The sequence below is a fragment of the Deinococcota bacterium genome (genome assembly GCA_030858465.1).
Classification (GTDB): Bacteria; Deinococcota; Deinococci; order Deinococcales; family Trueperaceae; genus JALZLY01.
The window spans coordinates 1-12765 of the sequence record JALZLY010000057.1; the positions used below are offsets into that span (position 1 = coordinate 1).

The 12765-nt window shown below is 64.9% G+C and carries 16 protein-coding genes; 3 read left to right on the forward strand and 13 right to left on the reverse strand.

Annotation, left to right across the window (positions count from 1 at the left end; genetic code table 11):
• Positions 1-55 precede the first annotated feature (55 nt).
• Both M3498_02845 and M3498_02850 read left to right on the forward strand, forming a co-directional pair.
• Positions 56-472 (forward strand): hypothetical protein, encoded by a 417-nt coding sequence (locus M3498_02845; GenBank protein ID MDQ3458235.1) that lies wholly within the window; start codon positions 56-58, stop codon positions 470-472.
• A 27-nt stretch (positions 473-499) separates the two neighbouring features.
• Positions 500-1879, forward strand: coding sequence for a transposase (locus M3498_02850; GenBank protein MDQ3458236.1), 1380 nt, complete (start codon positions 500-502; stop codon positions 1877-1879).
• Between the two features lie 32 nt (positions 1880-1911).
• Here M3498_02850 and M3498_02855 read toward each other — a convergent pair whose 3' ends face one another.
• Together M3498_02855 and M3498_02860 are read right to left on the reverse strand one after the other, a co-directional pair.
• Complete coding sequence (locus M3498_02855; protein ID MDQ3458237.1) at positions 1912-3360, reverse strand: amidohydrolase family protein; 1449 nt, start codon at positions 3358-3360, stop codon at positions 1912-1914.
• A 3-nt stretch (positions 3361-3363) separates the two neighbouring features.
• Positions 3364-4533: an aminotransferase class V-fold PLP-dependent enzyme gene (locus M3498_02860; GenBank protein MDQ3458238.1), complete on the reverse strand. Its 1170-nt coding sequence runs from the start codon at positions 4531-4533 to the stop codon at positions 3364-3366.
• Positions 4534-4975: 442 nt separating this feature from the next.
• On the opposite strand from M3498_02860, the gene M3498_02865 reads away from it, so the two are divergent.
• Positions 4976-5842, forward strand: a complete 867-nt coding sequence (locus M3498_02865; GenBank protein ID MDQ3458239.1) for a DMT family transporter — start codon at positions 4976-4978, stop codon at positions 5840-5842.
• A 97-nt stretch (positions 5843-5939) separates the two neighbouring features.
• Here the strand turns inward: M3498_02865 and rplQ are convergent, their stop codons facing one another.
• The 11 genes from rplQ to rplO form a co-directional block, all read right to left on the reverse strand.
• Positions 5940-6305, reverse strand: coding sequence for a 50S ribosomal protein L17 (gene rplQ, locus M3498_02870; protein ID MDQ3458240.1), 366 nt, complete (start codon positions 6303-6305; stop codon positions 5940-5942).
• 166 nt (positions 6306-6471) lie between these two features.
• Positions 6472-7419 (reverse strand): DNA-directed RNA polymerase subunit alpha, encoded by a 948-nt coding sequence (locus M3498_02875; GenBank protein ID MDQ3458241.1) that lies wholly within the window; start codon positions 7417-7419, stop codon positions 6472-6474.
• Between the two features lie 81 nt (positions 7420-7500).
• Positions 7501-8130: a 30S ribosomal protein S4 gene (gene rpsD, locus M3498_02880; protein MDQ3458242.1), complete on the reverse strand. Its 630-nt coding sequence runs from the start codon at positions 8128-8130 to the stop codon at positions 7501-7503.
• A gap of 64 nt (positions 8131-8194) precedes the next feature.
• Entirely contained in the window at positions 8195-8590 is a 396-nt protein-coding gene (gene rpsK / locus M3498_02885; GenBank protein ID MDQ3458243.1) for a 30S ribosomal protein S11, read from the reverse strand.
• 59 nt (positions 8591-8649) lie between these two features.
• Positions 8650-9030: a 30S ribosomal protein S13 gene (gene rpsM, locus M3498_02890; protein ID MDQ3458244.1), complete on the reverse strand. Its 381-nt coding sequence runs from the start codon at positions 9028-9030 to the stop codon at positions 8650-8652.
• A gap of 97 nt (positions 9031-9127) precedes the next feature.
• Positions 9128-9244: a 50S ribosomal protein L36 gene (gene rpmJ, locus M3498_02895; protein MDQ3458245.1), complete on the reverse strand. Its 117-nt coding sequence runs from the start codon at positions 9242-9244 to the stop codon at positions 9128-9130.
• Positions 9245-9253: 9 nt separating this feature from the next.
• On the reverse strand, positions 9254-9532 hold the full coding sequence (gene infA, locus M3498_02900; protein ID MDQ3458246.1) for a translation initiation factor IF-1: 279 nt from the start codon (positions 9530-9532) through the stop codon (positions 9254-9256).
• The gene (gene map / locus M3498_02905; GenBank protein MDQ3458247.1) at positions 9522-10301 is read right to left on the reverse strand and encodes a type I methionyl aminopeptidase; all 780 of its coding nucleotides are present in this window, start codon (positions 10299-10301) and stop codon (positions 9522-9524) included. Before map ends, infA begins: the two co-directional genes overlap by 11 nt.
• Positions 10298-10840, reverse strand: a complete 543-nt coding sequence (locus M3498_02910; GenBank protein MDQ3458248.1) for an adenylate kinase — start codon at positions 10838-10840, stop codon at positions 10298-10300. The genes map and M3498_02910 overlap by 4 nt, the downstream gene beginning before the upstream one ends.
• A gap of 89 nt (positions 10841-10929) precedes the next feature.
• On the reverse strand, positions 10930-12249 hold the full coding sequence (secY, locus tag M3498_02915) for a preprotein translocase subunit SecY (GenBank protein MDQ3458249.1): 1320 nt from the start codon (positions 12247-12249) through the stop codon (positions 10930-10932).
• On the reverse strand, positions 12249-12765 hold a 517-nt coding region (rplO, locus tag M3498_02920), incomplete at its 5' end, for a 50S ribosomal protein L15 (protein ID MDQ3458250.1). The genes rplO and secY, both read right to left, overlap by 1 nt.

Here is a 12765-nt window from a genome sequence, read left to right on the forward strand (position 1 = left end):
CTCACCGTTCGCTCAAATCGACAGCCACTTCCAAGAATGGACGTAAGCTCAGATCATGAGCGAAGATCTTAGCCTCAGCAACGAACGATTGGATGATATCCCGGTGCTTTTAGCCCATACCCGTTTCACAGGGCACATTCTCGACAAACTGCAAGTCACTGCGCTGTTGGACAAGCACTTCCCCACCCACGGCAACTGGCAGGGATTGAGCTTGGGGAAGGTGACGAGCGTATGGCTGAGCTTTATCCTTTCGCAAGCCAACCACCGCCTGAGTCACGTGCAAGGTTGGGCAGGCGAGCGCTTGATGAGCCTTGCGATGTGCCTCGGCCAGGAGGTACGGGCGTTGGACTTCAGTGATACCCGCTTTGCAGGGCACTTCGACCGGCTGGCACGGGTGCTCGACCACTTGAGTAACGATGACAACTGGAACGAGTTCGAGCGCAGCGTAGTACCCGCACTAGCGGGGGCCTAGTGGCCCTACACTTTGACGGAGCGGACCTTGCGCGTTTATGACCTCAAGGCGGAGCAAGTGCGGATCGACAGCACCACCGCCAAGGGCTATGTGGGGGTGACTGAGGAAGGGCTCTTCCAGTTTGGCCACAGCAAAGATCACCGGCCCGATCTGCCACAGGTCAAGATCAACTTCTCGGCACTCGACCCCTTGGGCTTGCCGCTGACCACGACGGTGGTGTCCGGGGAGCGGGCGGATGACCCTTTGTACGCGCCTGAGATCAAACGGGTGCAAGCGGCACTTGGGCGGCGGGGGGTGACCTACATTGGCGACAGCAAGATGGCCTCTTTGGCGACTCGGGCGTATGTGGCGAGCAGTGGTGATTACCACTTGTGCCCCTTGAGCGCGGTGCAGATGCCCGAGACCAAACTGGCCGAGTTGCTGGGGCCGGTTTGGAGCGGAGCTCAAGACGTAACGCCCATCTATGGGCCGGTCGAGCAGCAGACGGTCGCCGAGCCGATTGCCGAGGGCTTTGAAATCACCGTGTCCCAAAGCGCCTTACTGGCAGACAAGAGCCTCAGCTGGTTGGAGAGGCGTCTGTTGCTGCGCTCGCTCCAATTAGCCGAGTCTCAGCAGTGCTCGTTGCGGGCGCGCGTGGACAAGGCCACGAAGGCAGTGGCTGCACTTAACCACCGAGGGCAGGGTAGAAAACGCTACTGTGATGAGGCTGAACTGCGGCAAGCAGCCGAGCACGTGCTAAGCAAGCAGCGCGTGACGAAACTCGTCAGCTTGCAGCTCAGCTGCCATGTCGTAGAGCACGCTCTGCGCCGCTATGGTGACCGGCCCGCAGGAGTGAGAGAAGAGCGCAGCATCACGGTCACGGCGCATGTTGACCAAGCAGCTTTAGCTGAGGCGGAGCGCTGTTTGGGCTGGCGGGTCTACGTCACCAATCAGGAGGCTGAACAGTTATCTCTGACCCAGGCGCAGCTGGCTTACCGCGCACAGTACCTGGTCGAGCGTGACATCGGCCGCTTGAAGGGTCAACCGCTGTCGTTGACGCCTGTATACCTACAAACCGATGAGCGTGTCAAGGGACTCATCCGCCTGTTGATGATCGGGCTGCGCCTGCTTACCCTGCTGGAGTTTTCGGTCAGGCGGCAGCTGCAGGCGCAGCGGGAGAAGCTTTCAGGCATCTACCCAGGTAATGCCAAACGTGCCACTGCCAGACCCACTGCCGAAATGATGCTTCAGGCGCTCACCGGGCTGACCCTCACGGTTATCGACCAGGCAGGGTGGATCAGCACACACGTCACGCCTCTAAACAAGGTGCAAGCGCGTATCTTGACGCTGTTGGGCCTCTCGCCTGACCTCTACTCGCGCTTTGCTCCACATTCTCTAGAAGCAGTCCTTGAATTGAGCGAACGGTGAGCCGTCAAGGTCAGCCTCTGATCTAAACTAATCTAAACGTTTCGCTCCTCGAAAGGCTTGAACGTCGGCGGTGACAGCGCGTCCACGCCGCGCCCCGCCCAGTCGCCCGGTCCCATCGCCGCCCACATCCGCTCGCCGGCCTTTTGCAGCTCTTGGGTCACTAGCGCCTCGTCGACGTTCAGGACGCGGCCGTCCTTCATCACCCAGGCGCCGTCCACCATCACCTCTTTAAGGTCCTCGGCCTGGGCGTTGTAGACGATGTTCTTGATGGGATCGCGCAGCGGCGTCATGAACATGCCGCCGAGGTCCCAGAAGAGCAGGTCGGCCTTGGCGCTCGCGGCGATGCGGCCCAGATCGTCACGGTGGAGCATCTTGGCGGCGTTCAGGGTAGCGGCGTTGAACACGTCGCCCGCGGTGGCGCGCTCGGCCTGGCGGTGCATGATCTTGCCCACCACCGCCGCCCAACGCAGCGCCTCGAGCATCGACTGCGGCGCGCTGTCGGTCGCCAAGCAGAGGTTGACGCCGGCGTCTTGGTACTTGGGGAAGGACTCGAGCGCCAGCCCGCCGCGGTTGAAGACCCAAGGCGCGTGCGCTACCGAGGCCCTCGCGGCGGCCAGCAGGGGAAGGTCGTCGCCCGCGAACTGCACCCAGGAGTGCCCGGCGATCATGATGGCGTGGCCGAGGATGGTCCATTCGCTCAGAAAGCCGATGGCATCGAGCCACTCGATCGGCGTCATGCCGGTGCGCCGGACCATCTCGTCGAACTCGAAGACCGACTGGCTGGCGTGGAGCGCCAAGGGCACCCCCAGTTCGTCCGAGGCCCGGCGGCTCAGCCGGAGGAGCTCTTCGGTGCAGGTGTCTACCTGCATGGGCGAGAGAAAGCCCTGGATGCGGCCCCCGGCGCGGCCCTGGAGTCGCTCGATGAGCCCGACCGCCTTGCGCAAGCCCTCGCGGCCCGCTTCCTCGTCCCATTCGTACTGCACGGTGCGGCCGTCCTTGGTGTGCCAGCGCGCCGAGCGGTAGCCGTCGGCGATGTAAGCCCGTAGACCCGCCGCTTCGGCGGCGTCCGCGACGTAGTCGCCGATGGGGCCCAGCTCCATCACCGTGGTGGTGCCGGTGCGGATGAGCTCGGCCACGGCGTAGTCCACGCAGGCCCGGCGGCCCGCCTCGTCGATGGCCCGGCCGCGGGCGGGCAGGAGGTCAGCGAGCTTCGAGAGCGAGAACTGCCGTTTGCCCACGTCCTCGATGAGCGACTTGTCGAGCGGTGACTCGCTCAGGTGGGTGTGGACGTTGATGAGGCCGGGCGTCACCAGCCGGTCCCTCATGTCCAGCTCGCGGTCCACCCGGCCCCCGAAACCTTTGCCGACGTGGAGGACGCCGTCGCCCTCGAGGACGATGCAGCCGTCCCTGAGGATGCGGTGCTCGCCGTCCTGATAGGCGACGACAAGGCCTGCGTCGATCTTGAGACGGTCGGTCGTCATAGTCTAATCGGCCGCGGCCGCGGCGACAGCCGGACGGCCGAGGGCGGCCTCGAAGACCGCCGGCAGCTCGCGCGCGCCGAGCAGCTCGGCCAGCGCCTCCATGAGCACCAGATAATGCTCGGCGCGGGCCGCCTCGCCCATCAGGCCGAGGCGCCAGAGCTTGCCCGCCGTCGCGCCCAGCCCGCCCGTCACGCTGATGAGGTGGTCGTGGCGCAGGCTGTGGCGGACCCGCGCGTCGTCGAGCCCCCTCGGCAGGGTGACCGCTAAGACGGTGGGCAGGCGGTAAGCTGCGGGCACGTAAGCGGCGAAGCCGGCGCTCGCTAACGCTGCCAGGACGGCCCGGCCCACGAGGGCGGCGCGCGCCGTCCGCGCCGCCACGCCCTCCTCGAGCGCCGCCCGCAGGGCCTCGCCCATGGCCCAGTGGAGCTGGACGGGCACGGTGTGGTGATACTTGCGGCCGCTCCCTTCCGGCTGCCAGTACTCGAGCATGCCCAAGGCGTCGTTGTACCAGGTGCTGACGGCGCTGCGGCGAGCCCGGATCGTCGCCAGCGCGCGGGCGCTAAAGGCGACCGGCGCCACCCCCGGCGGCGCCGACAGGCACTTCTGCGAGCCCGTGTAAGCGTAGTCCACGCCCCAGCCGGCCATCTCGAAGGGGAGCATGCCGACCGTCGTCACCGCGTCGACGGAGAGAAGCGCGTCCACCTCGCGGGCGACCTCGGCGACCTCGGCGACGGGGTTGAGGACGCCGGTGCTGGTCTCGCCGTGGACGAGCGCGATCAGCTTAGGGCGCAGGCGCAGGGCGGCCTCGCGCACCGCCTCGAGTTCGACGGGCGCAGCACTCGGAAAGCGGAGCGGGTGAACGCGGGCGCCGAGCCGCGCGGCCATCTCGACCATGCGCTCGCCAAAGACGCCGTTGCTGAGGACGAGCACACTGTCGCCCGGCTCGAGCAGGTTGGCGAAGCCCGCCTCCATGCCGAGCGAGCCCGTGCCCGAGAGCAGGCTGGTAAAGGCGCCCGGCGCGGTCTTGTAGAGCGCGTGCAGGTCGGCGACGATGCGGTCGTTGTAGGCGAAGACCTCGGGGTCCATGTGGCCGCGCATGGGCCAGGTGAGCGCCGCCAGCGCCCGCGGGTGCAGGGGCGTCGGCCCCGGGGTGAGCAGGAGCACCGGCTTCACCGGGTTTTCCCGACGAAGCGTCGCTCGAACGGCAAGCCTTCCATAAGTCTCCAATCCTCTTGGACCGCAGCGGCCCTGTGCGATCTCTTCTGTCCGACTCTGGCGCATGGCGGCCTAAAACAAAATAAAAACGACCACACCACGAGGGGGTCATCGGCCGTGCGGTACGCGCGCTGCCTACCGCAAGTCAGGTAGCTCGAGCCAGGGTCATGACAGGAGTCTATCGCAGCGGCTCCGACTTGTAAACCTCACCGTGGGCAAATGCCGTGTGATATACTCCTGCACGTCTGTGCCTAGGGTTCCGCTCCTCGTCCTCACCCAGGCCGAGGAGGGCTGGACCGAGCGGCACCACGGTCTAGCGGTAGGGACCGACACCTGAAGGGATAAAAGCCTGGAGGCCCGCATCTCTCGTTGCCTGTGCGGCAGCCAAGAACGGAGCCTCATGACCCTCTTTGCCCTGGGCCTCATCCTGGCAGCGGCCGTCGTCCACGCGAGTTGGAACCTGCTCGCCAAGCGCGTCGGTGGCGGTGCCGGCTTTGTCTGGCTCATCGCTGCGCTGGCTAGTGCGCTCTACGCCCCGCCTGTCCTCGTCCTCGTCGTTGTGCAAAGGCCCGCGCTGGGCCCGCTCGAGCTGCTCTTCATCGCCGGCACCGCCCTCTTGCACCTCGCTTACTTCGTCAGCCTGCAACGGGGCTACCGCTTCGGCGACCTGTCGCTCGTCTACCCCCTGGCGCGCGGCACCGGGCCGCTGCTCGCCACCGTAGGGGCGATTCTGCTCTTTGCGGAGAGGCCGACGCCGCTGGCGCTCTTCGGCACCGGGCTCATCGTGCTGAGCGTCTTCGTCTTGGCCGGAGGCGTGCGCGTTCTGCGCAACACCACGCCGGACGCCCGCCAGGCCCTCAGCTACGGCCTGCTCACCGGCCTCTTCATCGCCGCCTATACGCTTTGGGACAAGCACGCCGTGAGCGCCCTGCTGATCCCGCCGCTGCTCTACGACTGGGCGGCCAACCTGGGCCGCGCGCTGCTGCTCACCCCGCTGGCCTGGCGCCGCCGGGGCGAGGTCGGAGCGCTGTGGCGGCGTCACCGCCTCGAGGTCATCGCCGTCGCCGCCTTGAGCCCGCTCTCCTACCTGCTGGTGCTCACGGCGATGGTCGCCACCCCGGTGAGCTACGTCGCCCCCGCCCGCGAAGTTAGCATCCTGATCGGCGCGGCGCTGGGCGCGCGGTTCTTGGCGGAGGGCGACGTCAGGCGCCGTCTCCTCGCCGCCAGCGGGATGGTCGTGGGCGTCATCGCCCTGGCGCTGGGTTGAGATCCAGGGCAGTTGCAATCCAGCAGCCTGCGTCCAACAAACATGCGACCCGACAAAAGGACGCGGCAAGCCGCGTCCCTTTTCAAGGTGCTTGCCCTTAGGCGTCGTCAAAGCCGACGAGCTCGATCAGCGCGGTCTGGACAGCGTCGCCGCGGCGGGCCTCGAGCCGGTAGATGCGGGTGTAGCCGCCGCTCCTCGCGGCGAAGCTCGGAGCGATGTCGTCCATGAGCCTGCGAACCACGGCTTGATCGTGGATCTCGCGGCCGACGAGGCGCCTCGCGTGAAGGTCGCCGCCCTTGGCGGTGGTGATGAGCTTTTCGACGTAGGGCCTGAGGTTCTTGGCCTTGGTCAGGGTGGTTTCGATGCGGCCGTAGCGCAGGAGCTGGGTCGCCTGGTTGCGGGCCAAGGCGGTGCGGTGGCTGCTGTGACGGTTGAGCTTGCGTCCGCTCTTTTGGTGTCTCATCGTTTGTTGCTCCCTCGAATGTCGCGGCCGGAGTGAATCCAGACCTGGTAGGGCGCTCAGCCGTCAGCACAGATTTTCGCGCTGATGGCTGAACACTGAACTGCTTCCTTTGAAAATGGCTCGCATTTTCATCCATCGTGGTGCCGCTGACAAGCGGCATGGGCGATTACTCCTTTAGCTCGAGCGACTGCGCCGTGAGGCGTTCTTTGATCTCCTCGAGCGACTTGTCGCCGACCCCGCCGACCTTCTTGAGGTCGCGTTCGGAGAGCGCCAGGAGCGCCTCCACCGAGTCGATGCCCTCCTCCTGCAAGGAGTGCAGGACGCGGCTCGACAGGTTGAGGCTCTCTAAGCCCATCTGGCCCGCCTCGCCTTTGGCGGGGCTAGGCTCGGGGCTGCGGCTCAGCGTCGTCGCCAAGGCGGGTATGGGTGCGTCCTCCAAGGTCTCGACGGCCTCGCCGCTGAAGACCGAGAGTTGGCTGCGCATGATGTCCACGGCCTGGTCGAGGGCGCTCTCGGGGCTGACGCTGCCGTCCGTCCAGACGCGCAGGACGAGGCGGTCCAAGTCGGTCTTCTGGCCGACGCGGGTGTCCTCGACGCGGTAGGCGACGCGGCGCACCGGGGTGAAGACCGCGTCGACGGGAATCGAGTTGATGCGGTCCTTGGTGGCGTGGAGGTCGGCGGGCACGTAGCCGACGCCGGGATCGACGCGCACCTCCATGATCAGCTTGCCGCCCCCCGCCAGGGTGGCGATGTGAAGCTCGGGGTTGATAAGCTCGGCGCTGGCGGGAACCTCGAAGTCGGCCGCGGTCACCTTGCCCTCCGCTTCAGCGCGGAGCATCAGGGTGACGGGGTCGTTGTCGTGCAGTTTGACGACGAGTTCCTTTAGGTTCATGACTACCTGCATGACGTCCTCTTTGACGCCGTCGATGGTCGAGAACTCGTGCAAGACGTCCTCGATATAGACGCTGGTGACCGCGAAGCCGGGAATCGACGAGAGCAGGATGCGGCGCAGCGGGTTGCCGAGCGTCTGGCCGTAGCCGCGGACCAGCGGCTCGACCACGAATTCGCCGTACTTGTCGCTGACGGTGCGCTTTAGTTCGGGTTTGATTTGCACAGTGGCTCCTCAGAAAAGATTAAAAATTGAAGATTAAAGATTTAAAATTTTGAATCTTCAATTTTTAATGTTGAAATTCGCTTACCTCGAGTAGTACTCGATGACCTGGAGTTCGTTGACGGGGACCATCAGATCTTCGCGGGCGGGCGGGCGCAGGAAGCGGCCCTTCAGCTCGTCGGGCTCGAACTCGAGCCAGGGGCTCATCTTGCGGCGGCGGCCGGCCTCAACGTTGCTGCGGATAAAGTCGAACTTCTTGGCCGCCGGGCTGACGGTCACTTCGGTGTTGGGCGTGAGCTGGTAGCTGGCGATGTCCAAGCGCTTGCCGTTGACGTGGACATGGCCCTGGTTGACGAGTTGCCGAGCCTGGGCGCGCGAGGAGGCGATGCCGAGCCTGTACACCACGGAGTCGAGGCGGCTCTCCAGGAGCGCCAAGAAGTTGGCGCCGGTGACGCCCTCGCGGCGGCTGGCCTCGTCGAAGAGGCCGCGGAACTGCTTTTCGCTCACGCCGTAAAAGCGGCGGAGCTTTTGCTTTTCGCGCAGCCGCACCGCAAAGTCGCTCGGCTTGCGGCCACGGCGCTGGCCGTGCTGGCCGGGCGGGTAGGGGCGCTTTTCGATGGCGCACTTGGCGCTGTAGCAGCGGTCGCCTTTCAGGTAAAGCTTGGTGCCCTCGCGGCGGCACAGTCTGCAAACGGGTCCTGTATAACGTGACATTGATCTCCTTTAAACCAGTTCCTTTAAACCAGTTGAAAATGAAGGTTGAAAACTTGAACTGCTGCTACATCCGCTTGCGCTTGCGCAGGCGGCAGCCGTTGTGAGGCGTGGGGGTGTCGTCGATTATCGAGCGGACGTTGACGCCCGTTCCCTGGATCGAGCGGATGGCCTGCTCGCGGCCCGAGCCGGTACCGCGCACCACGATGTCGAGCTGGCTCACCCCGTAGTTCTGGGCCTTGCGGGTGGCGTCGGCGGCGGCGAGCTGGGCGGCGTAGGGGGTGCCCTTTTTCGAGCCCTTGTAGCCGATCGAACCCGACGAGGACCAGGCTACGGTGTTGCCTTCCATGTCGGTAATGGTCACGATGGTGTTGTTGTACGAGGCGTGGATAAAGGCCTTGCCCTCGGTCAGGTTGCGCCTGACGCGCTTTTTGGTCTTAGTTTTTGTCGCTGCCTTGGCCATGGTTTCTCCTTAAGGGCCAAAGGTCGAAGGTTCAAAATCTTCGACCTCCGATTTTGAATTTATTTCTTCGCCGCCCGCTTCTTGCCGGCGACGGTCTTGCGCGGGCCCTTGCGGCTCCGGGCGTTGGTCTTGGTCGATTGGCCGCGCACCGGCAGGCCGCGGCGATGCCGGAGGCCACGGTAGGAACCGATGTCCATCAGGCGCTTGATGTTGAGCTGGATCTCGCGGCGCAGGTCGCCCTCGACCTTGTACTCTTTTTCGACGATGTCGCGGAGCTTGATGACCTCATTTTCGGCCAAATCCTTGACGCGGGTGTCGGGGCTGACACCGGCCTTGTCGAGGACGGTCTGGGCGCGGTGGAGGCCGATGCCGTAGATGTAGGTGAGGCCGTACTCGATGCGCTTTTCTCTAGGAAGGTCGATGCCTGCGATTCTAGCCATTATTCACGTACCTCCAGCTTGACACTGTTTTCATACCTTGGTTTATACCTTGGTTTATCCTTAACCTGCTGTTTGAGCTTGCTCAAACAGCAGGTGCTTAGCCCTGCCTTTGCTTGTGCTTGGGGTTCACCGGGCAGATGACGAACACCTTGCCGTGGCGGCGGATTATCTTGCACTTGTCGCAGATCGGTTTGACGGACGCACGAACTTTCATGCTCTCTCCTTACTTCCGGTAAACGATGCGACCCTTTTCGGGGTCGTAGGTGCTGATTTCCAGAACGACCCGGTCGCCCGGGAGAATGCGAATATAGTTGCGGCGCATCTTGCCGCCGACGTGAGCCAAGAGCTCCGGCCCGGCGTCGAGTTGCACCATAAAGGTGGTGTTGGGCCTGGCCTCCAAGACCACGCCTTCGGTCCTGATGGTGTCTTGAACGGTGCCCTCGGGGCGTTCCCGCTCCGCTTTGGGAGGTCGCCGTTTGCCACCGGATCGTTTACGCGCCATAGCTTCCTCCTGTAGTGAGGGCGGGACTGCAAAGGGAGAGCACGCGCGGACCGCTGTCGGTGATCGCTACGGTGTGCTCGAAATGCGCGGCGAGACTGCCGTCCGCGGTGGGCGCCGTCCAACCGTCGCCCATGACCGTCACCCGGGTAGAGCGCTGCGTCACCATGGGTTCGATGGCCAAAACGAGACCGGGACGTAAAACAGGGCCCGTCCCCGCGCGACCATAGTTCGGCACCTCGGGAGCTTCGTGGAACTGAGTGCCAATCCCGTGGCCCACGAACTCGCGAACCGCCCAAAATCCTGCCGCCTCGATGACGCCCTGAATGGCCGCGGAAACATCGCCGAGCCGGTTGCCGGCTTGTGCTGCCATAATCCCGGCCTCGAGCGACTTCTGCGTCACGTCGAGCAGCCTTTGGACGGGGCCGGTGACCTTGCCGATAGCGTAGGTCTTGGCCATGTCAGCAGCATAACCCCGGTAAAAGGTGCCGATGTCGATCGACAGGATATCACCGGGGCGAAGCGGCCGACGGTCGGGAATCCCGTGGACGACCACCTCGTTCAAACTGGTGCAGAGCACCGCGGGAAAACCGCGGTAGCCCTTGAAAGCGGGCTTACCGCCACGTAAAAGGATAGCACGTTCGGCGACATCGTTCAACTCGGCGGTGGTCACGCCGGGCGCAATGGCCCTTTCGACCGCCTCTAAGGCCTCGCGGTTGACATCGGCCGCTTCCGCCATGATGTCCAGTTCGGCGGGCCGCTTCAGGATCAAGGCAGCGCCCCTTCGACGCGGGCGGACACGTCCTCGATCCTGCCCTCGCCGCTCAGGCGCCGCAGTTTGCCCTTGGACTCGTAGTAGTCGATGAGCGGCCGGGTCTGCTCATCAAAAACGCGCATGCGGCGGCGGATGGTGTTGGCGTTGTCGTCGCTGCGCCCCTCCTGGCGGGCGCGGCCGGCGAGCCGCGCCACCAGCTCGTCCTCGTCGACCTCGAGCAGGATCACCGCGGTGATGGGCGCGGCGAGCTCCTCCAAGAGGTCGTCCAAGGCCCTAGCCTGCGCGGGCGTGCGCGGAAAGCCGTCGAAGAGCACCCGCACGCTGTTCTCCGCGGCGAGGGTGCTGCGGACCATGCCCACGATGATGTCGTCGGAGACGAGCTCGCCCGCGTCCATGATCACCTTGGCCCGCTTGCCGAGTTCGCTGCCGCGCCTCACGTGGTCGCGCAGCATGTCGCCGGTCGCCAGCTTCATGAGACCGCGTTCCTCGGCGAGATGGGCGGCCTGGGTGCCCTTGCCGGCGCCGGGCGGGCCCATCAGCAAGACGACCTCGTTTCTGGGCGCCGGACCCTTGGTTGCCGGACCCTTGGCCGCCGGGTTCTTAACTGCTGGGTGCTCGTCCGGCACTAAAAGCGCCTCCCGCGGCCCCGAATGCGGCCCTTGGAGACGAAGCCGTCGTAGTGACGCATGAGCATCTGCGACTCGACCTGGCGCAGGGTATCGAGCGCTACGCCGACCATGATGAGTAGACCCGTCCCTGAGAACACGAAGGCGAGCTGGCCGGTCTGGGTGATCCAACCGAGCACCTGCGGCAGGGCGTTGACGCTGCCCAGAAAGAGCGCCCCCCAGAGGGTGATGCGGGTGGTGATGCGCAGTAAATGGTCGGTGGTGGGCTGGCCCGGACGCACCCCAGGGATGAAGCCGCCGTACTCGCGCAGGTTGTCCGAGATGCGGCGTGGGTCGAAGGTGATCTGGGTGTAGAAGTAGGTAAAGAGGATGATCAGGATGGTCTGGGTGATGAGCCCCTGCCACACCGCCGGGTTGAACCAGTCGCCGACGCGCTGAAGCCAGAACACCTCCGGAAAGGCGCCGATGATGGTCCCGGGGATCACCAGGATCGACACCGCGAAGATGATGGGGATGACCCCGGCGGCATTGAGGCGCAACGGGATGTAGGTGGTCTGGCCACCCATGACGCGCCGGCCCACCACCTTGCGGGCGTACTGCACGGGAATGCGGCGCTCGGCCTGCTGCACCATCACCATGCCGACGATGGCAAAGAGCAGCAGCAGGAAGAAGATGATCATGCCAAACAGGTTGGCCTCGCCCGTGCCGATGAGCGCGAACTGCTGGGCGATGGCACCGGGAAAGGCCGCCACGATACCCGCGTAGATGATGAGCGAGATGCCGTTGCCGATGCCGTATTCGGTGATCTTCTCGCCGAGCCAGATCACCAGGGTCACGCCGGCCACCTGGGTGACCATGACCGTGAACCAGAACAGGGGACCGCTCTCCCAGCCGATGCGCAGAGCGCCGCTCGGCCCCAGCAGCGCGATCGCCAGGAAGAGACCCTGCACCGCCGCCAGCCCGGTCGCGCCCAGGCGGGTGTACTGCTGGATCTTCTTGCGCCCTTCCTCGCCCTCCTTCTGGAGCTTTTCCAAAGGCGGGTAGGTAGAGGTCATCAGCTGGATGATGATGCTGGCGGTGATATAGGGAATGACGCCCAAGGCGAAGATCGAAAAGACCTCGAAGTTGCCGCCGGTCATGAAGTTAAGGAGGGTAAAGATATCGCCTTGGCCGAAGCCGCCCTGGCGGAGAATGGCGACGTCGATGCCGGGAGTCGGAATGAAGACTCCCAGCCGGTAGATCACCAGAAGGCCGATGACGACGAGCAGCTTGGCGCGCAGGTCGGGAATCAGCAGGGCATTGCGAAAGGCGCCAAGCATCAGGCGGGCTCCTCTTGCTCTCCACCTTGTGCCAGATCCTGTGCCAGGTCTTCTTGAACGGCATCCTGTTCTTGTTGGGCGCCCTGTTCTTGTTGCATACCCTGCGCTTCCGCGGCGCCCGATTCTTGTTCTGAGCCCTGTTCCGGAGCGGCCTGCTCCTGGCGGCTCACCCTGCCGCCCGATCCTTCGATCGCATTGACGGCCGAGGCGCTGTAGGCGTCGAGTTCGACGCTCAGACCCTTGACCGTCAGCTCGCCGTTGCCGAGGAGCTTGACGGGTCTTTCGGGGTGGCGGATGAGGCCGACGTCGTGAAGGGTATGGGCCGTCACCAGGCTGCCCTCCTCGAAGCGCTCGAGATCGGTCAGATTCACGATCTGGTACTGGAAGCCCCGGCCGGTGAAGCCGCGCTTGGGCAAGCGGGCGATGAGCTGCGAGCGTCCGCCCTCCCAGCCGGCGCGCTGCGAGAAGCCGCTGCGGCTCGACTGGCCCTTCTGGCCGCGGCCCGCGGTCTTGCCG